Below are 24,051 nucleotides of genomic sequence, written 5' to 3'. Positions count from 1 at the left end.
ATATTTTATATTCCGTAGGAATATCTCATCGGTAAAAAAGTAGTGTCGTTTTGCGCTGTGTCCTGTAAGGACACCTGATTTTATTGATACAGGATATCCGTACCGTTAATCAAACGTTCCTACGGAACGTATAATCATAATTTAAATTTAGTTCTACCCAGCAGACATTCCTACGGAATGATTTTTATTTCTTATAAAAATTATTATGATCGATATATTCCCAAACTTTTGGAGGTAATAACGGTTGAATATTTTTTCCTTCTTTTATGCTTTTTCGAATAAAAGTAGCAGAAATTTCTACAATTGGCGCATCAATAATATGAATATTAGGGTGCGATTTTAAAGTATTTGGTTCTTCTTCTAAAGTTTCACCAGTTTGCGTTTTGTCTTCGAGTCTTGGATAAACATAAATTTCGTAGTGCTCTAAAAGAACCTCATAGTTTTTCCATTTATGAAGCGTTTTCAGATTGTCTTCGCCCATGATTAAGGAGAAATCATGCGTTGGATACTTTTCATGCAAATGAACCAAAGTATTCACTGTATAATTAGGCTGAGGTAATTTAAACTCAATATCCGAAGGTTTAATTTTTGGATAATCTTCTGTTGCCAGATGCACCATTTCTAAACGTTGATGATCGTCTAATAAGGTAGATTTCTTTTTTAGCGGATTGTGAGGCGTAACCACCATCCAAATCTGATCTAAATCGGCAAACTCCGCCATGTGATTGGCAATAATTAAGTGGCCAACATGAATGGGATTATACGTTCCGAAATAAAGGCCTATCTTCATAAAAGAGTTTTTTTCATAATTCAAATGGTAAATATTACATTCAAATTAATCTGTGGTATTAAAATAACTTAGTAACGATTCTTTTTTGAAATCAAATAATCAATAGAGAATTTACCACTTCCGGTTACCAAAAGAAGTACATAAAACAGTAAATATAAAATTCCCATTTCTTTTACATCGATTGGGTCAGCACCATGAATAACAAATACAGCAACTAACATTGTAATAATTAATGGCAAAGTCGCCAATCTTGTGGCTAAACCAATGAAGATAAAAAAGGAGCAAAGTACTTCTGCAAAAATGGCAAGAGTCAACGAAGCTGTTTTTCCTACTCCAAGCGGGTCAGGAAACTGAATTTCACCTCCGGCCAAAAGCATATTCAGTTTAGATAAACCATGAGAAATCATCAATGTTGCAATAGCTATTCTAATGACAAGAATAATGATACTCAGATAATTTTCGTTTCTTTTTATTTCAAATAAATTAATCATAATACAGATATTAATAGCGGTTACATCAAAAGCTAACGGCTGTTTTTCTAAAAAAGTATTGATTTTATGAAGTTTCTAGTCTTTATTTACAAAAGCTTTCACTAATTGATACGCTTCTTCTTTAGCCGTATCTAAATCGTAATTTTTTATAATCGTGTCAAACTGAGGCGCAGTAGCCAACTCAACAGAAGCTTTTGCAATACGCATATTAATTTTGTCATCACTTTCGGTAGAACGCTCTTTCAATCTGCGTTTTAGTTCATCTACACTTGGAGGTTTTACAAAAACAGCAAGCGTTTGATCCGGAAATTTATGTTTAATACGCAATCCGCCGGCAACATCAATATCAAAAATCACGTTTTTGCCCAAAGCCCAGATACGTTCAATTTCGGCTTTAAGAGTACCGTAAAAATTGTCACGATATACTTCTTCCCATTCCAGGAAATTTTCGGCTTTAATGTGTTTTTTAAATTCTTCCAGCGAAATAAAATAATAATCTTTTCCGTGTTCCTCTTCTCCGCGTGGGTCGCGTGAAGCCGCTGAGATCGAAAATTCTAAATTTAAATCTTCTTTCCCAAGTAAGTGTCTTACTATAGTTGTTTTTCCTGATCCGGATGGTGCAGAGAAAACAATTAATTTTCCTTTGTTCATTAATATATGCTTTAGGCTTAAGCATTACGCTTTAAGCTTTAATTTGATGCTTTTATTCCTGCTTATAGCCTATAGCTTAAAGCATATTGCTTTTTTAAAGCACATTCAAAACCTGTTCCTTAATCTTCTCCAATTCATCCTTCATCATCACGACCAATTTCTGCATTTGCGCATGATTCGATTTAGAACCCATTGTATTGATCTCGCGACCCATTTCCTGAGTAATAAAACCTAATTTACGACCATTCGCTTCAGTACCTTTTATAGTTTCTAAGAAATAATCTAAATGATTCGTCAAACGAACTTTTTCCTCCGTAATATCCAGTTTTTCTAAATAATAAATCAATTCCTGTTCAAAACGATTTTCATCTACATTTACTTTCAATTCAGAAATTGCAGTTTGCAAACGATCCTTGATAGCCTGAACACGTTCGGGATCAAGAGCCAAAGCATCGTTCATATATTGGCGAATATTTCCAATTCTTAAGTTGAATTCTTTTTCCAGAGATTCACCTTCATCTTTTCTAAAAGTCAAAATGTTTTGTAAAGCCTCCTCAATAATCACCTGAATTTGTTCCCAATCGTTTTCATCGATTTCCTCACGTTCCGTTTTTAGCGTATCAGGCATACGAACGGCCATTTTCATCAATTCAGTTTCGTCAGCGCCAGGATAAACTTCTCTAAGCTGAGCAATGTAGTTTTTTACAACAGGTACATTTACTTTTGTCGAAGTTTGTTCAGAAGTACTTTCAATGTAAATCCCGAAATCAATCTTTCCTCTTTCCAGTTTTGTAGAGATTTGAGTTCTTAAACCAAGTTCCATTTCGCGATAAAGCGACGGCATTCTTACGTTTAAATCTAAACCTTTACTATTTAAGGATTTTACTTCAACGGTAATTTTTTTTGTAGGCAATTGCAAAGAAGCTTTGCCAAACCCTGTCATAGATTGTATCATATAATTGAGTATAAAGGCGCAAAGATAAATAAAACTTTGCAGTCTTGAGTTTTAAATCGCTAATCTGTTAAAGTCAGCTTTGTATAAAGTTTTTTTACCGCAAATTTCACAAATTTCCACAAATTTTTTCCAGGCTAACTTTGAAAATATTTTCAGAATTCAAATTAAAAAAGAATGAAATTTGTGAAAATTTGTGCAATTTGTGGCTAACTTTTTTCACCACCAGCGTTTTAGTTTTTGGGCGTTCCCTCCGGTCGGGCTATCCGCTCCCAATCTTTTTTTGAGCAGAAAAAGCTCAAAAAAAGGATTTCCGCTGCTATCCCTAACGCAAACCCGGACACTTTAGAACTTTATTTTTCTAAAGCTTTCATCACCTGCAATGTTACAGGTTGTGTATTACCAATATAAATCTTTTCATCAATAATAAAAACCGGACGACTGATAAATGTATAATGTTCTAAAATGTATTTTTTATAATCTTCTTCAGTCAAAGATTTGTTTTTCAAATCCATTGATTTGTACAATTGCGCTTTCTTGCTAAACAAAGCTTCGTAACTTCCGGCAAGCTTATGCATTTCCTCTAGTTCTGCCTCCGTAATAGGGTTTTGTTTGATATCGTGAAAAACCAGATCATTATCTTTAGGTAAGCTTTTGATGATTTTGCGACACGTATCGCAAGAAGCCAAATAGTATATTTTATTCATGTTTTTTAAATTTAAGAGACTACAAAGAAAATTCATTTAAAACTGAAAAATGCCTAATTTTAGAAAAAAAAATAAAATTATGAACTCAGTTTTTGAAGTACAGAAAACCATTCGGGAAATTCTGCTAAAGGTTTTAGATCATCATTCATTAGAACAATTAAACAAAATTCCGCAAGGATTTAGTAATAATCTAATCTGGAATATTGCGCATTGCATCTCCTCGCAACAGGTTTTAATCTACAAATTGTCAGGTTTCCCTACGATGGTTTCAGATGAATTTATTGCAAAATACAAAAAAGGAACCAAGCCAGAAGGTGATGTTTCGCAAGCTGAGGTCGACGAGATCAGAACCTTACTTTCTACAACTTTGCACCAAACCGAACAAGATTTTGCAAATAGCCTATTTGTGAATTACAACGAATACACTACAAGCTTAGGATTTACACTAAAAAATATAGATGGAGCTTTAGACTTTAATAATTATCATGAAGGAATCCATACCGGAATTATCATGAGCATAAGAAAGTTTGTTTAAAAGAAAATCCCGTCTTGAATGATTCAGGACGGGATTCTTTTATTCTACTATAGTTTCTATTGTTACCTTCATAGCACCACTTCCTTTACTTTTGGTGATTTCCATAAAAGCCCTTTTAGATAAGTCAAGTTCTCTTGTTCTTACAAACGGACCACGATCTGTTACTTTTACGATGACAAATTTTCCGTTAGCTTCATTTGTTACTTTTATTCTGGTACCAAATGGCAGTTTTTTGTGTGCTGCAGTATATTTACTATTGCTGAATCGTGCTCCACTTGCAGTTTTTTTTCCGTTAAAACGGTCAGCGTAATAAGAGGCGTGAGCATTTTTTTTATAAGGTTTTAGCTTTAAACCTTTATCAGTAAAAACAGAATCAGTTGGAATGGCAAGTATATCCGGTTTTACCATTTTTACCGTATCCTGAGTAATTTTAGGCTTAGGCTCTGTGGGTTTTGTTTGACTTATAACATAAGTAAAACAGCTTAAAAAAGTTATTGTAAGGCTGGTAAGTATAATGTTTTTTTTACTTCTCATGGGTTATTTTTTTTCAGACTTGGGGAGTTTGTACAAATAATATGCCGAGATAAAAAAAGCCCTATTATTTTAGGGCTTTAATTGGTTTTTTAGAACCAAAGGTTCCATGGGATTCTACTTAATATAAGCAATAATCCTAATCCGTAATAAATAGCAAAAGTTTTAAATTTAGCTTCGCTATTAATTAATTTTTTATGTTTCGACCATCCAATAGTGATCAAAATGATCGCAATAAGATTGATTAGTGGATGTTCTAGTGAAGTTAATCTTAGTTCTGCATTAGACATTTGTCCAAAAGCTGCTTTTCCAAGCGGAGAAACAAAATAAAGTATTATTCCAATCAATAATTGAGTGTGAGTTCCTATTAAGGCGAACAATGCAATTTTACGATCTTTAGCTGTAAAATCTTTCTTAGAAGTTACTCCAATAATGGCATTTACAACTGCAATTAATAAAAGCAAAAGTGCTAAATAAGCCCAGCCAGAATGAAGTTTTTGTAGAAAATGGTACATAAATTAAATTTTTTGTTAAAACAAATATAGCAAAAAAGGCATAAAAAAAACGGCATTAGACTAAAAGTCAACGCCGTTTTTTGGTATTTATTTAGATTCTAAATATTAGAAATCATAACGTAGTGTAAAGTTCCATGTTCTTCCAAATCCGAAGAATACTGTGTTCACGTTAGCAACTCCATTATAAAGCATTCCGTTAGAAGCATAAGTTCCTTTTGAACCTGGTAGTGCAGGACTACTTGTAGGAAGATTATCATCAGCAAAAATATTAGTTCTTGCTTCAGCAATGTAAATTTTATCAAAAACGTTGTTTACGTTTAATCTGAAGTTTACAGATTTGTCTTTGTTTTTACCAGTTAACATTTTATATGAGAAACCAGCATCCATTAAACCGTAAGAAGGTAATTCTAAAGCTCCTTTGTTTGTTGCAGATGTAAAGTTTACCGGGTTTAATCCAGCATATAATTTGTCATTAAAGTTGTAATTAGCGTCAATAGTTACTCTTGTTACAACTTCATAAGAAGCTCCTAAAGATGCAGTCATTTGAGCAGCATCACCTACTTTTACTTTGTCCATGTATACAGTAGCTGCAGTATATCCTACAACTGGTGTATTATCTGCTTGGTTGTAAGCGTTTACAGTAGCATTTCCTTTGTATTCCCAGATTCCGTAAGAGAACATACCTGTTACTTTTAATCTTTCAGTAATATTTGAACTACCTTCAAATTCAAATCCAGAGTGAACCTCGTTAAGACCTACGAATTCAGTATAAGTTGAGTTTGCAGGAATAGTTGGTGTTGCAGTAAGTGCATTACCTTTTAAGTACCTGTCATTCCAGGTTGTGTTGTAAAGGTTTACAGTAGCATTAAAGAATTTAGAACGGAAACCGTAACCAGCTTCAAATCCAGTGATTTTCTCGTTAGTAAGGTTAGGGTTTACTGTAGATCTGTTGTTTGGATAAACTGAGTTAAAGAACGGTTGTCTTGAGTAGTATCCAGCATTAACAAAAACATTGTGTTTCTCGTTGATGTTATAGTTAGCTCCACCTTTTACGTTTCCACCAGTGATGTTTTTGTAAGGAGTAGAAGATAATGGATCAGTTGTTTTGTATACAAAGTTATCTTCTCTTTTGTAACCTTGTTGTGAAATTGCTCCCTGAACGAATGCTGTTAAGTTGTCTTTAGCATATTCTAATTGAGTAAATACACCATACCATTTTACATTACCAGTACTGTTGAAAGAGATTTTCTCGTAGTTTGCTTTTTTGAAAACATTCCATTGAACATCTGTATCGTAAGTTGTAGTCAAACGTCTACCGGTTGGTTTTTGATCAGCAATAAAATTGTCATAATACTCACCTCCGCCTAATAAGTCATTTAGAACTGTATAGTGGTATCCTTTGTAAGTTCTTCCGTCAAAACCAAAATCTAAAGTTAATGTATTAGATAATTTTTTGTTTAAGTTGATTACTGCACCAAACCAGTCATGAGAGTTGATAGATGAAGTTTGTGAAATACCAGTTGTATTAACATTTGTTTGTGGGTTGTAATCCGCTATGTTAGAACTTGTATTAAAGTAAGAACTGTTTTGGTAAACTCCACCGATTTGTTGTCTTTGGCTAAGTCCAGGGAAACCTGTAATAGCTACTGGTGTACCAGAGTTGTAAGCTACGATTTTATCGTAATCTACTAAACCGTCAGGTCTTCTAAAAGTTACAGCATCACTGTATGCTTTTCCTTTAATTCCTCCAGTTGCACTAGCTCCTGCACCACGTCCCATAGAAGCGTAAAGAACAGAAGAAAGTTTTGTTGTTTCGTTGATTTTGTAATCCCAGTTGAAAGATGCAACAGGTTTGTGGTAGTAATTTTTTCTGATGTTGTATTCTTCACCATTCAAATATCCATTATCAGCATTGTATCTGATATTTGGCTCACCATTACGTCCATATTGTTGGTAAGTAGCAATTGTAGATATTGTAGATCTTTGGTTGTGCCATTGTGGAGCACCTGTTACAGTAAGTTGAAAATCATGTTTACCGCTTTTGTTAGTGTATCCTAAAGCTACATAATAGTTAGAACCTTCAAATTGAGTTCCGTCAACGTAACCATCTCCCATTGTTTGAGATAATAAGATAGAAGCAGAAAGTCCATTATCTAATTTTCCAGTGTTGTATGAACCCTGAATTTTGAAGTTTCTTCCATTACCAAAACCAGAAGCGAAAGATCCACCTTCTTTTTTGTCAGAAGATTTAGTTACAATGTTAATAGTTCCCCCAACTGATGGAGTAGCAAGTTTAGAAGCTCCTAAACCTCTTTGAACCTGCATTGCAGATGTTACATCAGATAAACCAGCCCAGTTACTCCAGTAAACAGAACCGTTTTCCATGTCGTTAACCGGCATACCGTTGATCATTACAGCGATGTTATTTTGGTTGAATCCACGAATGTTGATTCTTGAATCTCCAAAACCACCACCTGATTTAGTAACATATACTGAAGGAGTGTTTCTTAAGATCTCCGGAAATTCCTGAGTTCCTAATTTTTCCTGAATTTCAGCAGCTTTAATTGTAGAAACTGCTACAGGAGTTTTTCTGTCCTTTGCAATATCGACAACTGAACTTTTTACAACAATTTCGCTTAATTCGTTTGAATTAGAAGTTAAAACGATTGTTCCTAAGTTTGTAGAACCGCCAGAAACTGAAAATTTTACAGTTTTGTTTTCGTAACCTAAAAAAGAAATAACGATTTCTCCTGTACTTGTTGTTGCATTCAAAGTAAATTTACCGTCAAAATCTGTAGAAGTTGCAGTCGTAGATCCTTTGATCACTACGTTTGCTCCCGGTAATGATCCAACTCCGTCGGTAATCATACCTGTAATTTTTCCTTGAGAAAATGCGGTTGAAACTATCATGAACAATAGTCCAGTGAGTAACCAATTTTTCATTGTCTTCATTTGTTATTAGTTTATTGTTTTTGGCAAAATTATAACAATTAAATCAGATAGTGTTATCAAAATGTTAAGAAAAATAAGTTTTATCTAATCTGTTGCGCATTAAAATGATTTTTTCTTTTTTTCTTAAATAAAATAACGTTTTTTTGATTTTTTGGGATAGTATTTTGTTAAAATCGTAATGATTCTCATGGTCTTGTAGTGCTAAACTTGCAAGAATCAGTGTTTTAGCGTTATTTTGGGTGGTTTTTATACGAAAAAACGCCTTAATTTCTCTTAAATTAAGGCGTTTCAGTTTGTTGTGAATATTTTTATTAGAGTTCTATTTGTTCTTCAAAAAGTGATTTAACAAAAATGAAGTTGAACTGTCATGATTTTTCACCGTCTTAGTGTTAATTTCATCTAAAATAGAATTCGCTAATTGCTTTCCTAATTCTACTCCCCACTGATCAAAACTAAAAATATTCCAAATAACACCCTGAACAAAAATCTTGTGCTCATATAAAGCAATTAACGAACCTAAACTTTTAGGTGTCAATTTTTGAATTAAGATAGTATTAGTTGGTTTATTTCCTGTAAAAACTTTGAATGGTAATAAATACAATGCTTTTTCTGCAGAAAGTCCTTGCTTGTCAAATTCAGCCTGAACTTGCGCTGCCGTTTTTCCGTTTAATAAAGCTTCTGTCTGAGCAAAAAAGTTAGACATCAGTTTATCATGATGATCTTCGTTTCCGTATAATGGTTTTACGAATCCAATAAAATCAGTAGGAATTAATTTTGTTCCTTGGTGAATCAATTGAAAAAAGGCATGTTGCGAATTTGTTCCCGGTTCTCCCCAAATGATAGTTCCGGTTTGGTAGTTAACTGGTTTTCCGTCGCGGCCAACACTTTTTCCGTTACTTTCCATAGTTGCTTGCTGCAAATAAGGAGCCAGTTTAGATAAATATTGTGTGTATGGAATCAAAGCTTCACTTTCTGCTCCAAAGAAATTATTATACCAAACACTTAATAAAGCCAGAATTACAGGAATGTTTTCGTCGAATTCTGCCGATTTAAAATGTTCGTCCATTTCATTGGCACCTTTCAATAAATCATTGTAATTATCGAAACCTATTGCTAAACTAATGCTTAATCCAACAGCACTCCATAAAGAAAATCTTCCTCCAACCCAGTCCCACATTGGGAAAACATTGTCAGGATTGATTCCAAATTCAGTTACTTTTTGAATATTAGTTGAAACAGCAACGAAATGTTTTGCAATATCTTCCTGAGAAGCCGATTTCAAAAACCATTCTTTGATTGTTTCAGAATTTGATAAAGTTTCCTGAGTAGTAAAAGTTTTAGAAACAATTAAAAATAATGTTGTTTCAGGATTTAATTTTTTGATGACTTCGTTTACGTGATCACCATCAACATTTGAAACGAAATGTAAGTTTAAATGATTTTTGTAAAATTGCAATGCTTCAACTGCCATTACTGGTCCAAGGTCAGAACCTCCGATACCAATATTTACAACATCAGTAAAAGCTTTTCCGGTGTATCCTTTTCTTTCTCCCGAAATTACTTCGTTGCTGAATTGTTTGATTTTATTTTTTACTTCGTAAACTTCAGGAATTACATTTTCTCCGTCAACTTTTATAACTGCCGATTCCGGAGCACGTAATGCAGTGTGTAAAACAGCACGGTTTTCTGTTTGATTGATAATTTCTCCACCAAAATATTGAGCGATCGCTTCTTTTAATCCAATTGAATTGGCTAATTCTAATAAAAGAGAAACAGTTTCCTGGCTGATATTGTTTTTGGAATAATCAACTAAAAAGTCATTCCATTGTAAGTTGAACTTTTCAACGCGGGCATTATCTTGTTGAAATAATTCTTGTATCGTAGTTTCGTGAATTGCGTTATAGTGGTTTTGCAGATTTTTCCACGCTTCAGTCCCGGTTGGGTTTGTTGTGTTTAAAGCCATTTTTGTTTAATTGAGAATGTGGTTATAAAAAACAAAAATACTGAAATTACTTTTAATAGCTTTAAGCTTCACAATTATATAACAAATAGTTACGAAAACGATTTATAAGTTTATTTGGTTTGAAGTTTCGCCGTTATTATAATGGCGCCATCATTTTCTCTTTCATTATAAATGATGCGACTACTATTTTTGTTTAAAAAATTTAAATCTATGATATCAGATTTTTTAAGGGGTAATAATATGGTGTCTTGTTTTTTGTCGTATTTAAAAGGAATTCCATTTATTACAATCAAAGGCGATTTGTCAATCTGATCTTCTTCAAAGGCATGATTGATTAGTTTTAAGACATGATATTCGTTTTCTTTTGTATCATTTAAAACAAAAGCATGCGGTTGAGAACAACCTAAAATTATTGTAGAAGAAAATAGTAGTAAAGTTCTTTTCATTAAATGATTTATGGTTTAGTAGAAAAAACGGTTTTTACCAAATCTTCCACCATGGCTTTTTGTTAACTTCAATTGTTTTCTTGGCAATATTAATTTCTATTCTTTTTAATGGTTCAGTTTTAATTTTAGAATCATCAAAAAAAAGTTGGCCATTTTCATCTATTCCAATGGGGGATTTAGTTCTTTCTTTCCATTTTTCGGTTTGCAATTCCGGAACTAATGGTAAATTGATTTTGTCTGAGAATTTTTTCCTCGCCTTTTCTATAATTTCTTCTTCTAAGTTTGAAGTTGAATTTTTAAGAAGTGTCAATGAATTATCAGGAATATTTAAAAGAAATACCTGAGTTTTATTTTCGATTTTATAAATGTCTAATACTTTAAAATAAGCAATAGAATCCAAAAGAAAGTGACCGTTTTTTGCGGAATCAGGGTTGAATTTCGATAAATCTTTTGGATGAGCACTTGCAATTAGATATCTTAAGTTGCCGGAAAGTCCGCCACCCAAAGAACTCATGTCGGTAAAACCTTTTTCCTGAATAATTTTCCCGATTTCATATTTTGAAATTAAGTCATAGGATAAATTGGTGTCTCTGTAAAATAGTTTTAAGCCTGAAAAAGTTTCATTATAAATTGCTTTAAGACGAGCGTTTTTCATTTTACTTCTTTTTAAATAATTATTTTAAAGCTGGTATTTTTAATAATGCCATTTTTTAACGATTGTCTTTCCAAATAAACTTTTTACAATTTGTTCAGTCCATTTTTCAACTTTATCCTGTCCAACTTCTCCAAAAAGATCAGTTTGAGCAAAAATTAAGCATCCTTTAATATAATCATCTACATTGTCAAACATTTTTGTTATGTATGGTCTGGTATCGTGATCGTAATAATAAATTTCTTTTGTTTCGCTATGAAAACAAAACATATTGCCGTTTCCTAAATAGTCACTAAATGAAATTAAATAGGGTAGTGAGATTTTGTGTTCTTTTGTGAATTCTTGTCCATAAGGATCATTTTCATCCCATAGATCTTTTAGCCACATCATATCTTCAAAGTTTTGCAATTCTTCTCCAATATCAGCGATTCCAAAAGTATTATAAAAAATCTTTAATCCGTTAGGAAGAGTTGTTCCTAAACGATTCTCTAAATTGTCGATTTCCTCGATCGAAATAGGGCTTTCTAATTCATTGCTCCAATTTTCAGCAAGGGATTCAATAATTATTTTTGTTTTTACTTCCCAGTCATTATCTCCTATTTTTTCAAAAGGAATTATGATGTCTTCTTTTTTGTTGATATCGATCATTTGTATTCTTTTCACAAAAATAAAGAATTATTCTTACAGATTACCAATACTATCTAATTCCCTTTTCAAAGGTTCAATTTGTTTCATGAAACGAGTTCTGTCATTTCCGGTCAGGGATTCTCCGGTAGGTAAATTCAAGCGAAGAGCATCGACCTGAACTCCGTTTTTCCAGAAACGGTAGCAAACGTGAGGTCCTGTGGCTAATCCCGTGCTTCCTACTAATCCTATGGTTTGTCCTTGTGTAACTCTTTGTCCGCGTTTTACTAAAATTCTCGACATGTGTAAATATTGAGTCGAGTAGGTTCCGTTGTGTTTTACTTTTACAAAGTTCCCGTTTCCTGCTGTATATCCTGTTGCCTCTACAACTCCGGATGCTGTTGTTGAAATTGGCGTTCCGGTAGGGGCAGCATAATCTGTACCTTTGTGTGCTTTCCAGGTATGTTGTACAGGGTGAAATCTGTTTGCAGTAAATCTTGAAGTGATTCGGCTAAATTTAATTGGTGTTTTCAGGAAGAAATTTTTCAATGTTTTTCCTTCATTATCATAATATTCTACTTTTCCTGAAAGTGTATCTTTTTCAAACGGAAAAGCATAAATGATCTTTCCTTTATATTCAAAAAAAGCAGCTTCGAGATCTTCAACTCCGTCGTACGTTTTTCCGTTTATAAAACGTTCGGTAAAAATCAATCCGTAACGATCTCCTTTTTTAAGTTTAAAGAAGTCAATAGACCATGAGAATACTTTTGTAATTCTGCTGGCAAGTGCTGTTTCTACGCTTTCGTTTCCTAAAGTTTCAGATAATGAACTTTTTAAAACGCCACCAATAATTTTACGTTTAAGTGTAACAGGTTTTACTTTTTTATACGCTTTTGCAATACTATCGCGAAAATCGATTACATAATAAGATAATGCATCCGGCTGATAAATAAAAACCTGTAGTTTATTTGTTTTATTTTTTGATCGAAGAATAGTATAAGGTTTGTTGTATCGAATAGTTCTTACATTAAAAGAATCTTTGATTTGCTCCACAACATCAAAGACTTTTTTGTCTCCAATATTTTGGCTTTGAATGATCGATCCAAAAGAATCTCCTTTTTTTATAGTATCCTGAACCACATTAAAATCAGTGTAATTAAAACCAAATTCTACCTTTTTTACTTTAGGTTTAGTGATTTTGATTTCAACTTTTTCAGCGGTTTTATTACATGAAACTATTGATAATAATAAGGTTATAAGTACGAATGCTTTTTTCAAACTTTAAAATTTTTTAGGAAATTAAGTGGTTGTTTCATTTCCCCAATTGGACAATTCTTCTTCGGTCCACAATTTAGGAAAAAAGATGCGTCTTTGGTATTTTGGATGCATATATTTTTGCCAGTCACTTCCGCCTGTGGCTTCACCATTGCCTTTTCCGCTTTCTAAAATATATTTTCGAGCGGTATTTAAATGTTGCATAACCCAAGTGATATTCACCGTTTTATCGTAATGACGCATGGCTGCAATTAATTCCTGATTTTGCTGATCTTCGATAGGGAGTTGTGTGAATTTTTGCCAGATATTTTTTGTTTTGAATGAAGAAATTTGTCTCAGAAATTGATCTTTATATTTATTTTCAAATTCTTTAAGCAAATATGATTTCTCTCCGGTATGATAATCTTTTCCGGCAGCCTGCCAGTACAAATGTTCAAAACTGGTTTCTAAATCTGTGTTTTCATCAAAATTATCTTTGTATCTGCGATCCGTTAAATTGATGACATCTGTCGAGGCAAATTCGATCAATCTATATTGTGCACTTTGAAAACCACTTGCAGGAGTTAGTGTATTTCTGAATTTCATGTATTGATCAACGTTCATTCCGTTTTCCATAATGCTGAACGAATTGGTCAGCATGTCGAAATAACGGGTTATTCTGGATAGTCTTTCACTAAAAAAATCAACCTGAATGTTCTGCGTTTCGGCAATTTGGTCAATTTCCCACAAGATCATTTTAAAAATCAGTTCGTTTACCTGATGATACATGATAAAAACCATTTCGTCAGGAAGCGTGGTGCGTTGTATTTGTAAATTTAGCAGCGCATCAGTCTGAATATAGTCCCAATAAGTAATTGGTTTTGACCAAAGCAATCCCTCTAATTGAACCTCAGTTTTTTGATTTATTGCTTGAAATTTAAGGTCAATTTCCTTTAAAATTGATTCAGAATGATCTGTGGTATTCATTATTTTTTTACTTTAAACGGATTTTTTAATCCTTTATATTCGTCGAGATCTGCCTTAAGTGAACCTACAGCAAGATCTGCTTTTATTCTAACAGGAACTTTGTTGTCATCATCTGTGATCCAAAGTGTTACGCTTTCTTTTTCTTTAAAAACGCGTCCTGTTTGTACCAAAGGCTTAAACATCATTGTAGAAACGGTTCCAAATTTAGTTGTAATATCTTGACGACCTACATATTTTAACTTAAATTTTGTGATTTCGTCGTCAAAAAACATGTCAATTGTAATCGCTTCGCCTGTTTTAAGCTTGTCGATATTAGGGTGATTTCTTAAGTAATAAAAAGACGAGATAATATCCTGTACATTTTCTGAGGTTACAATTGTCTTTTCGGTTTTGCGTTTATAATCTTTTACAAGAACTCTGTTTTCATTTTGGTTAAAGAAACCTTCCTGATCTTTTGTGTAACCGCCTTCGTTAATTTTTCGAACATAGCGATAAGGACTTCCAGTTTGTTTGTCAAAATAACTTTCGTACAAATCTTCTACTTTAAAAAATAGTTTTGACATTCCGGTAGTGTAGCCTTTACCCACAGCATGAAATACTTTTTTATTGCTTATTGTGGCATCTTTTACCTCAAGTGTGGCGTAACCTGCGTTTATAATTCCGTAGTGAATGCGGAATTTAAAGTATTCTCCAGTATCAAAAGCATCTTCTTTGAAGGTGTCGAAGCTCATTGAGGTGAGAATTAATATAAGTAGGATTAATTTTTTCATAGTACAATATTTACATTTTATTATAAAGATAAAGAAATGCAAATTCTATTCCAAATGTACCAAAACAAAAAAACTCAGTCAAGGAATGACTGAGTTTTTATGCTATTAACTAACCAAAAAACTATAAATTATGAAATTTATATCAATTCAGAAGGAAACCACCCCTTCTTGATTTGCGAGTGCAAAGATATGTAGAAAATTCAAAAAAGAAATAGCAAAAGGTAAGTTTAACATAACATTTGCATAAAAACCATCGTTTTACAGAGAATTATGCTGTTTAATGTAAAAATTTTGTGATTTTATAGTGTTCCTCTCAATTCTTGCTCTCTCTCAATAGACTCAAAAAGGGCTTTAAAGTTCCCTGCCCCAAATCCTTTTGCACCCATTCGTTGAATAATTTCGAAAAAAAGCGTCGGTCTGTCCTGAACTGGCTTCGTAAATATTTGTAATAAGTAACCATCTTCATCGGCATCGACCATAATGGCTAATTTTTCAATTTCGTTAATATCTTCTTTCATCATATCCATATGAACTCCTAATCTTTCAGGAATTGCCTGGTAATAAGTATGAGGAGGAGCAGATAAAAATTCAACTCCGCGTGCTTTTAACTGCGAAACTGTTTTTATAATATCGTCGGTTGCAATGGCAATATGCTGAATTCCGGGACCGCCGTAGAAATCAAGATATTCTTCGATTTGAGATTTTTTCTTTCCTTCGGCTGGTTCATTAATTGGGAATTTAATTCTTCCGTTTCCGTTAGACATTACTTTACTCATCAATGCAGAATATTCTGTAGTGATTTGTTTGTCATCAAACGAAAGGAAATTTACGAATCCCATTACTTCTTCGTAAAATTTTACCCAGGTATTCATTTCGTTCCATCCCACATTACCAACCATGTGGTCAATATATTTTAAACCTGTTGGTTCAGGATTGTAATCTGATTTCCATTCTTTGTAACCAGGAAGGAAAACACCATTATAATTTTTTCTTTCTACGAAAATATGAACGGTTTCTCCGTAAGTATAAATTCCTGAACGAACTACTTCTCCAAATTCATCTGATTCTACAGTTGGTTCCATAAACGAACGAGCACCACGTTTCATGGTTTCTTCATAAGCACTTCTGGCATCTTCAACCCAAAGGGCGGCAACTTTTACACCATCGCCGTGTTTTTTTAGGTGTTCGTGAATTGGCGAATCCTGTGTTAAAGGCGTCGTCAGAACAATTCTGATTTTGTCTTGTTTTAAAACATAAGAGGCTTTGTCTCTAACTCCGGTTTCTAATCCTGCGTATGCTAATGACTGATATCCAAAAGCAGTTTTGTAATAATGTGCCGATTGTTTTGCGTTTCCTACATAGAATTCTACGTAATCGGTTCCTAATAATGGAAGGAAATCTTGTGCTCCTTCGAAGATTTTTTCTAAACCGTATTCTACTGATTTTACTTCTTTACTCATGATAAGCCCCCTAGCCCCCGAAGGGGGAATTCCTATTAGGGGTAAATAGGATTTTAGTTATAAATATTTTAATCTTAGATTCTTTTTAATCGTGTCAAGAATTTTTAATTCCCCCTTCGGGGGTTAGGGGGCTTCAGTCCAGGATTTATAGTATTGCCCATCATCTAATCCCATTGCTTCTTCGGTTACCATAAGTGGTCTGAAAGTATCAACCATAACGGCTAATTCGTGGGTTTCTTTATGACCAATACTGCGTTCCATTGCGCCAGGTGCGGGACCGTGCGGAATTCCTTTTGGATGTAAAGTAATGTGACCTTGCTCTATATTATTACGGCTCATAAAATCACCATCTACATAATATAGTACTTCGTCTGAATCTATATTGCTGTGATTGTATGGCGCCGGAATTGCTTTCGGGTGATAATCGTAAAGTCTAGGGCAGAAGGAACAAACGACAAAAGTAGCCGTTTCAAATGTTTGATGTACCGGTGGCGGTTGGTGAACACGTCCTGTTATAGGTTCAAAATTATGAATCGAGAATCCGTATGGGAAATTGTAGCCGTCCCAACCCACAACATCAAAAGGATGTGTGGCGTAAACTACTTCGTGAATCATTCCTTCTTTTTTGATTTTAATTAAAAAATCACCTTTCTCATCATGCGTTTCCAGTTCGTTTGGTAAAATAAAATCACGCTCGCAAAATGGAGAATGTTCTAAATGCTGACCCGATTGGTTTTTATAACGTTTTGGAGTATAAAAAGGAGAATATGATTCGACATAAAAAAGTCGGTTTTCCTCAGTTTCAAATTCTATTTGATAAATAATGCCACGTGGAATAATTAAGTAATCGCCATATTCAAAAGGAATATTTCCTAACATGGTTCTTAGTTTTCCTTTTCCTTTATGAATGAAAAGCATTTCATCGGCATCGGCATTTTTATAGAAATAATTTCGAAGCGATTCTTTTGGAGCTGCTAAACCAATGATGCAGTCTTTATTGACTAACATGGCTTTGCGGCTGTCCAGGAAATCGTTTTCAGGTTTCAATTCGAAACCTTTAAACAATAATGATTTTATATTTTTTCCGATTGCAATTTTTGGTTCAACCGAATAAGAATTTAAAATTTCTTTAACCTGCGTTGGCCTGTGAAAATGATAAGACAATGATGAATGTCCGTGAAAACCTTCGGTACCAAATAATTGTTCGTAATAAAAACCTCCGTTGGGTTTTTCGAATTGGGTGTGTCTTTTTTGAGGAAAGTTTCCGAGTTTATGATATAATGGCATGGCTTTTCTATTAGATAATTGTAAATTAGATAATTCGAAAAATTTGAATTGTGTGAACAGATAATTAGCTCAATGTTGTCATTGCCTAATTATCTCAATTCGGTAGTTTTATTCAGGATTTCTCTTGATAAGGAATTGAAGATACTCTAATAAACCTGTCCATTTTGTTTTCATTATAACAAATGTCGTAATTTTTATTGATTTAAATTATATATTGTGTCAATTATTAACGCTAAAAAAACATTAAAAATATTTTTAAGTATAAAATATTAATCTTTATTGGGTTAATGTTTTTACGTAAAATGTATTAGAATTGGAATCCGATACTAAACCAGGTAAAACTTTTTGACATTTGAGGAGACCATGATTGTTTGATTTCGATAGGGCCAATAATTGTTTCCAGTCCGTAACCTACAGCATATCCTGAATATTTAGGCATAGAAACCCAGTCGACACTAGTAAAAATGTCATCGCCTAAGTTGGCGAAATTGGCAGTAAAGTTAATGTGATTCTTTTTTAGAATTTCGTAATCTAAATTAATGTCGGCCTTTATAAAACTATTTCCGGCAATACTTAGAAAGTCGTATCCGTAAAAATAATTGAAGTTGTTGATTTTGCTGTAGCCAAAACCTCCTAGTATAAAATCGAAAAACGGAACACTGTCACTGCCAATATTAAATCCTGCATCGGCTCCAATTTTAATTGTTGCTTTCCTGAATAAAGTTCTCGCAATAGCAATCTCGGCTTTTGCAATCGAGAAAGGCTTGAATTGTTTGGTATAATCTGATGATGCCAGATAGGTTTGTAACTCTCCGGAAAAATATAAACCAGTATGAGGGAAATATTTATTATCGAACGAATCGTATTTTAAATATCCAAAAAGGCTGAAATAATTACTTTTCTCGATGGTATTTTCTGTGTTAGAAAGAGTTGGCGAGTCTATTTTTAGGTATTTATATTCCAGACCGCCACCCATTAAAAACTTTTGTACAAAGATGGTCTGAAAATAAGCCTGATTGGTAATGTCTAAAAAATCGACATTAATCAAATTTACATTTGAATTTTGAGCAAACAAATTACTAATGCTCGTTGTTACATTTCTATTAAACTGGTTCATTCTTGAACGAAAACCAAAGCTAATGTTGAAACCATTTTCGACATAATAGTTTAAATCATACCTGAAATTGTCGCCAAGGATAATGTCCAGCGATGTTACATCATTTTTTAGAAATGTTTTTTTATGAGTAAGATTTAATAGAATAGCACTTTTGTATAATCCGTCGTAATGCAGCCCAAGTTTTAGGTAGGTTTGTGTTGGATTTTCTTTTAAAACCAAATCAAGATCGTCTTTTGTGCCGTCTGGTTGCAGGCAATAAGAGATTGCGCTGAAGTTTTGAGTAGCATTTAAGTTGTTTATTCCTGTTTTAAGATCATCGTATGTAATCGTGCTTCCGGGTTTAAAACGAAGTTTTCCGCGAATGTACTCTCTGGTATAATTGTCTAGTTTGTCACTGTTTATTTTTTCTATTTGTATGGTATCGGTAGCAATTTTTAGTTTTGGTTTTTTATAAAAATTGTCTTCGTTGGCCAATGTTTTAATTTTTTCGTAAACGGCAAAAGCGGCTTCTTCACCTTTTCTGATGATTTGTTCGCCTTTATCAAATGAAATAACGCCATAATCACGAATGTCCGGTTTGATATAAACATCAGTATCTTTTATTTTGTTTTTCATTTTATCAATCGACTGCAGATTGGTAATCTGAACTAATATTCGGGTAGCGTTTTTTAGGTTTTTTCGTTTCATTAAATCGTCCTGAACATCGACACCAATAATAATATCAGCGCCAAGATTGCGAACTTCCTGAATAGGATAATTGTTTACTACACCGCCATCGACCAATAAATTGCCATCGATTTCTACAGGAGTAAATAACGATGGGAATGCAGCGCTTGCCATCATGGCCTGAACCAGATTTCCTTTGTTTAGTAAAACTTCTTCGCCGGTTTCGATATTGGTACCAATACACAAAAATGGAGTTGGAAGTTTATTGAAGTCGCGTACATGACGCACGTTACGGGTAAGACTGCTCAGTAAATTGTAATTGTACATTCCTTTTGAAAGTGCTTCTGGAATCCCGACTCTAAAATTGCTGAATGGTAAAACGATGGCGTATAATTCGTCATTTTTTTTGCCGTAAAAGTTTTTTGAGGAACGCGGAATGTAGTCATTTATAAGTTCGTCGAAATTGGTTCTTTTAAAAATCGAATCAATTTGAGTGGCATTGTAACCGGAAGCATAAAGTCCGCCAATGATAGATCCCATGCTGGTTCCGCCAATATAATCGATTTTGATTCCGGCTTCTTCAAGAACTTTTAGAACTCCTATGTGTGCAAATCCTTTTGCGCCTCCGCCACTTAAAACCAAACCTATTTTGGGTCTTTTGGCTTCGTCCTGTTTTGCCTTTTCGGTATTTTCTTGTGAAAAAGAGTTTTGTGTATGGAAAAATAAAAGCGTGAAAAGCACCAACTGTACGCCCCAGATGGAAATGGAAAACTGCGAGAGGCAAAACGATATTTTTTCCTGTAAAAAAAGAGCGACTTTAGAAGCTCCTTTTTTTGTAATAGAAAAAAATCGTTTTGACCGAGTATTTGAAATGGACAGCTGGATTGGGCGCATAAAAAATAACTAGTTGGTTTTGTAAAAGTCGACAATTTTTTTGGCTTTTGATACACCAACGACATCAGATATTTCTTTTTCGGTTGCGAGTTTCAATCTTTTAACACTTTTGAAATGTTGTATTAACGTAAGCATGGTTTTTTCGCCAATGCCCGGAATGCTTTCTACAGAGGAATTCAGGGCTGCTTTACTTCGTTTATCACGATGAAAAGTGATCCCGAATCGATGCGCTTCGTTTCGTAATTGCTGAATTACTTTTAATGTTTCGGATTTTTTATCGAGATATAATGGAATGGAATCTCCGGGATAAAATAATTCTTCGAGACGTTTTGCGATCCCGATAATGGCAATTTTTCCTCGTAATTCTAATGCATCGATACTTTTTAAGGCGGCAGAAAGTTGTCCTTTTCCACCATCAATGATTATTAATTGCGGCAAAGGTTGGTTTTCGTCTAATAATCTTTTGTAACGGCGATACACAATCTCGGTCATCGAGGCAAAATCGTCAGGACCTTCGACGGTTTTTACATTAAAATGACGGTAATCTTTTTTGCTGGCTTTTCCGTCTTTAAAAACGACGCAGGCCGCAACGGGATTTGTTCCCTGAATATTCGAGTTATCGAAACATTCTATATGTCTGGGTTCAACAGGCAATCGCAAATCTTTTTGCATTTGCGCCATGATACGATTGGTGTGTCTATCCGGATCTACAATTTGCAATTGTTTGAGCTGTTCGATTCTGTAAAACTTAGCGTTACGAATCGACAAATCCAGAATTTGTTTTTTGTCACCCAATTGCGGAACGGTTGTTTTGATGTTTTCGCCCAAATTCATTTCGAACGGAACAATAATTTCTTTTGAAAGTAACTGAAAACGTTCGCGAAGTTCGATGATGGCGAGTTCTAACAATTCTTCATCGGTTTCATCGAGCTTTTTCTTCATTTCTAAAGTATGCGAACGAATGATCGATCCGTGCGAAATTTGAAGAAAGTTGACATAAGCAGCACTTTCGTCAGACACGATCGAAAAGACATCGATATTGGTAATCTTGGGGTTTACAATCGTAGATCGCGATTGGTAATTCTCGAGAACTTCTATTTTTTCTTTGATTTTCTGCGCTTCTTCAAAACGTAAATCCTGTGCGTATTGATTCATCAATCGCTTAAAATCTTTCATGCTTTCTTTAAAATTCCCTTTCAGGATTTCGCGGATCGCATCGACTTGTCTTTGATATTCTTCGAGAGGTTCAAGACCTTCGCAAGGACCTTTGCAATTGCCAATATGGTATTCGAGACAAACTTTGAATTTGCCTGAATCGATGTTGGATTTACTTAAATCATAATTACAAGTTCGTAACGGATACAATTCTTTGATTAACTCCAGAATGGTATGTACGGTTTTGAAACTGGTATAAGGACCAAAATATTCTGATCCGTCTTTGACCATTCTTCTGGTCGAAAATATTCTCGAAAACGGTTCTCTTTTAATACAAATCCAAGGGTAACTTTTGTCGTCACGAAGCAGTACATTGTATCGTGGCTGCAGGGTTTTGATTAAATTGTTTTCCAGCAAAAGAGCATCGGTTTCGGTAGGAACGACGATGTGTTTTATGGTTACAATTTTTCGAACCAATACATTTGTTTTGGCCGTGTCATGAATTTTATTGAAATAGGAGGAAACCCTTTTTTTTAAATTTTTGGCTTTTCCAACATATAAGATCTTTCCCTCTTTATCATAATATTGATACACGCCAGGATTGTCCGGCAGGGTTTGGATTTGAAGATCTAAAGACGGTTTTTGCATTCTGTTTTGTTTCTGAAGGAGCTATAAAGCATTTTCGAAAGTTGTTTTGATTCCGGAAAAAAGCTTAACACTGATTTAGTTTCAAATTTACGAAATCAAAAGAATAATTTCTATATTTAGATTTTATAATTCTACATGAAAAATAGTACACCCCTGGTTATTTTTGGCGAATCGATTTTGCCTGGAGAAAATAAAACAATAAATGTTGAAATTGCAAGGCTGCATACAACAACAAAGCTTAATATTCCGGTTATTGTACGCCGATCAAAAATTGAAGGCCCGGTAGTTTTATTCTCGGCCGGAATTCATGGCGACGAAATTAACGGTGTTGAAATCGTGCGCCAGATCATCAGCAAGAAGATCAATCGTCCTGCAAAAGGAACTATTATTTGTATCCCGATTATCAATATGTATGGTTTTGTAAATAAATCCCGCGAATTTCCGGACGGACGTGATTTAAACCGCGTTTTTCCGGGAAGTAAAAAAGGTTCGCTGGCGAGTCGTTTTGCGTATCATATCGTTGCCGAAGTTTTGCCTATTATAGATTATGCAGTCGATTTTCATGCTGGAGGTGCGAGTAGATTTAATGCTCCACAAATTCGAGTGACCGAAAACAATCCCGAATTGAAAATTCTGGCAGATGTTTTTAATGCGCCGTTTACTTTATATTCTAAAAACATCAACGGTTCTTTTAGGAATACGTGCGAAAAAGCGAATATAAAAATGTTGCTTTTTGAAGGCGGAAAATCATTAGATATAAATAATGTAATTGCCAATGAAGGTGTAATGGGAGTGAAGCGTTTGTTGCATTATCTGAATATGCTTGATACTAAACAAGTGGTTGAGTATGCGAAGGACGAATCTATTTATATTAAAAATTCGGTTTGGCTGCGTGCTAAATGTTCCGGTTTGCTGCACGATTATAATTTGATTGGAAAATTTGTGACCAAAGGAACTATTCTGGCGATTATTACGGATCCGTTTGGTAAATTTGAACAGAAAGTAAAAGCGCCACATGACGGTTTTGTCATCAACGCCAATCATTCGCCCATAGTTTATGAAGGCGATGCGATTTATCATATGTCTAAAAATAGCCCCGATAACAATCCTGAAAATGCAGAAGAATAAAAAGGAATTACGCTTACACTATAAAAATCTCCGGGCAGCACTTTCTCTTGATGATCTTGAAGAAAAGAGTTTGGCTGTAGCCAATAATCTAATCAAATTACCCATTTGGGATAAAACGTATTATCATGTATTTCTCCCGATCGAGGAACAAAAAGAAGTAAATACGGAATATGTTCTGCATTTGCTTTCCGGAAAAGATAAAGAAATTGTGGTGTCTAAAAGCGATTTTGACACTCGCGGAATGACGCATTTTTTATTAACGGATAATACCAAAATCAAAAAAAACGAATATAATATCCCTGAACCTGTAAATGGTTTGCCGGTTCCGTCAGCAACTATCGATGTAGTTTTTGTACCGCTTTTGGCTTTTGATCTTTCAGGAAATCGTGTTGGGTATGGGAAAGGTTTTTATGATAAATTCCTAGCCGAATGTAAACCGGAAACGATTAAAATAGGTCTTTCTTTTTTTGAAGCCGAAACTGAAATAGAAGATGTTTTTGAATCAGATGTGAAGTTGGATTATTGTGTTACTCCTGAAAAGGTTTATAGTTTTTAAATCCTATAAGTGAATAAAACTGGATGTGGTTTTTTACCGCAAAGATCGCAAAGAAATAAGGCTTAGTTTGTGATGATTTTAAGTTCGCAAAGTTTGTAATATGAGAGCTTTATCTATTATAATTTTAATCTTTTTTAATTTTTACATTTTATTCTGTAGAGCCCCACAGCAGTGCGTCTACACAAAGTTTGTCGACATTCTAGATGTAGACGCACTGCTGTGCGTCTCTACAATATGCTGGGGCGGATACTTCTAATCAGACTTCAATTTACTTATATCACTTATATGGTGAAGTAAAAAACATATTTTTCAGTATAAAA

22 protein-coding genes are annotated in these 24,051 nt (G+C 34.1%); 3 read left to right on the top strand and 19 right to left on the bottom strand.

Annotated elements, in window-relative coordinates; translation table 11 throughout:
• Positions 1 to 184 precede the first annotated feature (184 nt).
• The 5 genes from nadD to ACIDC4_RS02455 all read right to left on the bottom strand — a co-directional run bounded on the left by nadD (position 185) and on the right by ACIDC4_RS02455 (position 3,591).
• Positions 185 to 790, bottom strand: a complete 606-nt coding sequence (nadD, locus tag ACIDC4_RS02475) for a nicotinate (nicotinamide) nucleotide adenylyltransferase (protein WP_065448738.1) — start codon at positions 788 to 790, stop codon at positions 185 to 187.
• Positions 791 to 858: 68 nt separating this feature from the next.
• Positions 859 to 1,281: a DoxX family protein gene (locus ACIDC4_RS02470; protein WP_412044327.1), complete on the bottom strand. Its 423-nt coding sequence runs from the start codon at positions 1,279 to 1,281 to the stop codon at positions 859 to 861.
• A gap of 75 nt (positions 1,282 to 1,356) precedes the next feature.
• On the bottom strand, positions 1,357 to 1,932 hold the full coding sequence (gene gmk / locus ACIDC4_RS02465) for a guanylate kinase (protein ID WP_055094037.1): 576 nt from the start codon (positions 1,930 to 1,932) through the stop codon (positions 1,357 to 1,359).
• 94 nt (positions 1,933 to 2,026) lie between these two features.
• On the bottom strand, positions 2,027 to 2,887 hold the full coding sequence (locus ACIDC4_RS02460) for a YicC/YloC family endoribonuclease (RefSeq protein ID WP_065448735.1): 861 nt from the start codon (positions 2,885 to 2,887) through the stop codon (positions 2,027 to 2,029).
• Positions 2,888 to 3,237: 350 nt separating this feature from the next.
• Positions 3,238 to 3,591 carry an arsenate reductase family protein gene (locus ACIDC4_RS02455; protein WP_230033641.1) on the bottom strand — a complete coding sequence of 118 codons (354 nt, stop codon included), beginning with the start codon at positions 3,589 to 3,591 and terminating at the stop codon, positions 3,238 to 3,240.
• Positions 3,592 to 3,670: 79 nt separating this feature from the next.
• Here ACIDC4_RS02455 and ACIDC4_RS02450 point away from each other — a divergent pair, with 79 nt between their 5' ends.
• Positions 3,671 to 4,126 (top strand): DinB family protein, encoded by a 456-nt coding sequence (locus ACIDC4_RS02450; protein WP_412044326.1) that lies wholly within the window; start codon positions 3,671 to 3,673, stop codon positions 4,124 to 4,126.
• A gap of 39 nt (positions 4,127 to 4,165) precedes the next feature.
• Here the strand turns inward: ACIDC4_RS02450 and ACIDC4_RS02445 are convergent, their stop codons facing one another.
• The 14 genes from ACIDC4_RS02445 to uvrC all read right to left on the bottom strand — a co-directional run bounded on the left by ACIDC4_RS02445 (position 4,166) and on the right by uvrC (position 22,047).
• Positions 4,166 to 4,660: a septal ring lytic transglycosylase RlpA family protein gene (locus ACIDC4_RS02445; RefSeq protein ID WP_230033639.1), complete on the bottom strand. Its 495-nt coding sequence runs from the start codon at positions 4,658 to 4,660 to the stop codon at positions 4,166 to 4,168.
• Positions 4,661 to 4,749: 89 nt separating this feature from the next.
• Positions 4,750 to 5,172, bottom strand: coding sequence for a hypothetical protein (locus ACIDC4_RS02440; RefSeq protein WP_412044325.1), 423 nt, complete (start codon positions 5,170 to 5,172; stop codon positions 4,750 to 4,752).
• A 105-nt stretch (positions 5,173 to 5,277) separates the two neighbouring features.
• Positions 5,278 to 8,124 carry a TonB-dependent receptor gene (locus tag ACIDC4_RS02435; protein WP_412044324.1) on the bottom strand — a complete coding sequence of 949 codons (2,847 nt, stop codon included), beginning with the start codon at positions 8,122 to 8,124 and terminating at the stop codon, positions 5,278 to 5,280.
• 319 nt (positions 8,125 to 8,443) lie between these two features.
• Positions 8,444 to 10,087 carry a glucose-6-phosphate isomerase gene (pgi, locus tag ACIDC4_RS02430; protein WP_412044323.1) on the bottom strand — a complete coding sequence of 548 codons (1,644 nt, stop codon included), beginning with the start codon at positions 10,085 to 10,087 and terminating at the stop codon, positions 8,444 to 8,446.
• A gap of 110 nt (positions 10,088 to 10,197) precedes the next feature.
• Positions 10,198 to 10,533, bottom strand: a complete 336-nt coding sequence (locus ACIDC4_RS02425; protein ID WP_412044322.1) for a hypothetical protein — start codon at positions 10,531 to 10,533, stop codon at positions 10,198 to 10,200.
• A 34-nt stretch (positions 10,534 to 10,567) separates the two neighbouring features.
• A complete protein-coding gene (locus tag ACIDC4_RS02420; protein ID WP_412044321.1) occupies positions 10,568 to 11,188 on the bottom strand; it encodes a hypothetical protein in 621 nt (206 codons plus the stop codon).
• Between the two features lie 39 nt (positions 11,189 to 11,227).
• Positions 11,228 to 11,833 (bottom strand): SMI1/KNR4 family protein, encoded by a 606-nt coding sequence (locus ACIDC4_RS02415; RefSeq protein ID WP_488381124.1) that lies wholly within the window; start codon positions 11,831 to 11,833, stop codon positions 11,228 to 11,230.
• Between the two features lie 33 nt (positions 11,834 to 11,866).
• On the bottom strand, positions 11,867 to 13,087 hold the full coding sequence (locus tag ACIDC4_RS02410) for a M23 family metallopeptidase (protein ID WP_412044319.1): 1,221 nt from the start codon (positions 13,085 to 13,087) through the stop codon (positions 11,867 to 11,869).
• 21 nt (positions 13,088 to 13,108) lie between these two features.
• Complete coding sequence (locus ACIDC4_RS02405; protein WP_412044318.1) at positions 13,109 to 14,050, bottom strand: tryptophan 2,3-dioxygenase family protein; 942 nt, start codon at positions 14,048 to 14,050, stop codon at positions 13,109 to 13,111.
• Positions 14,050 to 14,820 (bottom strand): DUF3108 domain-containing protein, encoded by a 771-nt coding sequence (locus tag ACIDC4_RS02400; RefSeq protein ID WP_412044317.1) that lies wholly within the window; start codon positions 14,818 to 14,820, stop codon positions 14,050 to 14,052. The genes ACIDC4_RS02405 and ACIDC4_RS02400 overlap by 1 nt, the downstream gene beginning before the upstream one ends.
• A 299-nt stretch (positions 14,821 to 15,119) precedes the next feature.
• The gene (gene hppD, locus ACIDC4_RS02395; RefSeq protein ID WP_412044316.1) at positions 15,120 to 16,280 is read right to left on the bottom strand and encodes a 4-hydroxyphenylpyruvate dioxygenase; all 1,161 of its coding nucleotides are present in this window, start codon (positions 16,278 to 16,280) and stop codon (positions 15,120 to 15,122) included.
• A gap of 123 nt (positions 16,281 to 16,403) precedes the next feature.
• Positions 16,404 to 17,567, bottom strand: coding sequence for a homogentisate 1,2-dioxygenase (locus ACIDC4_RS02390; RefSeq protein ID WP_412044315.1), 1,164 nt, complete (start codon positions 17,565 to 17,567; stop codon positions 16,404 to 16,406).
• A 307-nt stretch (positions 17,568 to 17,874) separates the two neighbouring features.
• Positions 17,875 to 20,244, bottom strand: coding sequence for a patatin-like phospholipase family protein (locus ACIDC4_RS02385; RefSeq protein ID WP_412044314.1), 2,370 nt, complete (start codon positions 20,242 to 20,244; stop codon positions 17,875 to 17,877).
• 9 nt (positions 20,245 to 20,253) lie between these two features.
• A complete protein-coding gene (gene uvrC / locus ACIDC4_RS02380) occupies positions 20,254 to 22,047 on the bottom strand; it encodes an excinuclease ABC subunit UvrC (protein WP_412044313.1) in 1,794 nt (597 codons plus the stop codon).
• Between the two features lie 135 nt (positions 22,048 to 22,182).
• Here uvrC and ACIDC4_RS02375 point away from each other — a divergent pair, with 135 nt between their 5' ends.
• On the top strand, positions 22,183 to 23,175 hold the full coding sequence (locus ACIDC4_RS02375) for a succinylglutamate desuccinylase/aspartoacylase family protein (protein ID WP_412044312.1): 993 nt from the start codon (positions 22,183 to 22,185) through the stop codon (positions 23,173 to 23,175).
• On the top strand, positions 23,162 to 23,731 hold the full coding sequence (locus ACIDC4_RS02370) for a 5-formyltetrahydrofolate cyclo-ligase (RefSeq protein ID WP_412044311.1): 570 nt from the start codon (positions 23,162 to 23,164) through the stop codon (positions 23,729 to 23,731). Before ACIDC4_RS02375 ends, ACIDC4_RS02370 begins: the two co-directional genes overlap by 14 nt.
• The last annotated feature ends 320 nt before the right edge of the window (positions 23,732 to 24,051 follow it).

The organism is Flavobacterium sp. C3NV (genome assembly GCF_046825355.2).
Classification (GTDB): Bacteria; Bacteroidota; Bacteroidia; order Flavobacteriales; family Flavobacteriaceae; genus Flavobacterium.
This window is presented reverse-complemented; position numbering and strand designations above follow the sequence as displayed.

Bases quoted from the DNA above. Each gene is read 5' to 3' on its own strand.
- nadD (WP_065448738.1), bottom strand. From the start codon at position 790: ATGAAGATAGGCCTTTATTTCGGAACGTATAATCCCATTCATGTTGGC.
- ACIDC4_RS02470 (WP_412044327.1), bottom strand. From the start codon at position 1,281: ATGATTAATTTATTTGAAATAAAAAGAAACGAAAATTATCTGAGTATC.
- gmk (WP_055094037.1), bottom strand. From the start codon at position 1,932: ATGAACAAAGGAAAATTAATTGTTTTCTCTGCACCATCCGGATCAGGA.
- ACIDC4_RS02460 (WP_065448735.1), bottom strand. From the start codon at position 2,887: ATGATACAATCTATGACAGGGTTTGGCAAAGCTTCTTTGCAATTGCCT.
- ACIDC4_RS02455 (WP_230033641.1), bottom strand. From the start codon at position 3,591: ATGAATAAAATATACTATTTGGCTTCTTGCGATACGTGTCGCAAAATC.
- ACIDC4_RS02450 (WP_412044326.1), top strand. From the start codon at position 3,671: ATGAACTCAGTTTTTGAAGTACAGAAAACCATTCGGGAAATTCTGCTA.
- ACIDC4_RS02445 (WP_230033639.1), bottom strand. From the start codon at position 4,660: ATGAGAAGTAAAAAAAACATTATACTTACCAGCCTTACAATAACTTTT.
- ACIDC4_RS02440 (WP_412044325.1), bottom strand. From the start codon at position 5,172: ATGTACCATTTTCTACAAAAACTTCATTCTGGCTGGGCTTATTTAGCA.
- ACIDC4_RS02435 (WP_412044324.1), bottom strand. From the start codon at position 8,124: ATGAAGACAATGAAAAATTGGTTACTCACTGGACTATTGTTCATGATA.
- pgi (WP_412044323.1), bottom strand. From the start codon at position 10,087: ATGGCTTTAAACACAACAAACCCAACCGGGACTGAAGCGTGGAAAAAT.
- ACIDC4_RS02425 (WP_412044322.1), bottom strand. From the start codon at position 10,533: ATGAAAAGAACTTTACTACTATTTTCTTCTACAATAATTTTAGGTTGT.
- ACIDC4_RS02420 (WP_412044321.1), bottom strand. From the start codon at position 11,188: ATGAAAAACGCTCGTCTTAAAGCAATTTATAATGAAACTTTTTCAGGC.
- ACIDC4_RS02415 (WP_488381124.1), bottom strand. From the start codon at position 11,833: ATGATCGATATCAACAAAAAAGAAGACATCATAATTCCTTTTGAAAAA.
- ACIDC4_RS02405 (WP_412044318.1), bottom strand. From the start codon at position 14,050: ATGAATACCACAGATCATTCTGAATCAATTTTAAAGGAAATTGACCTT.
- ACIDC4_RS02400 (WP_412044317.1), bottom strand. From the start codon at position 14,820: ATGAAAAAATTAATCCTACTTATATTAATTCTCACCTCAATGAGCTTC.
- hppD (WP_412044316.1), bottom strand. From the start codon at position 16,280: ATGAGTAAAGAAGTAAAATCAGTAGAATACGGTTTAGAAAAAATCTTC.
- ACIDC4_RS02390 (WP_412044315.1), bottom strand. From the start codon at position 17,567: ATGCCATTATATCATAAACTCGGAAACTTTCCTCAAAAAAGACACACC.
- ACIDC4_RS02385 (WP_412044314.1), bottom strand. From the start codon at position 20,244: ATGCGCCCAATCCAGCTGTCCATTTCAAATACTCGGTCAAAACGATTT.
- uvrC (WP_412044313.1), bottom strand. From the start codon at position 22,047: ATGCAAAAACCGTCTTTAGATCTTCAAATCCAAACCCTGCCGGACAAT.
- ACIDC4_RS02375 (WP_412044312.1), top strand. From the start codon at position 22,183: ATGAAAAATAGTACACCCCTGGTTATTTTTGGCGAATCGATTTTGCCT.
- ACIDC4_RS02370 (WP_412044311.1), top strand. From the start codon at position 23,162: ATGCAGAAGAATAAAAAGGAATTACGCTTACACTATAAAAATCTCCGG.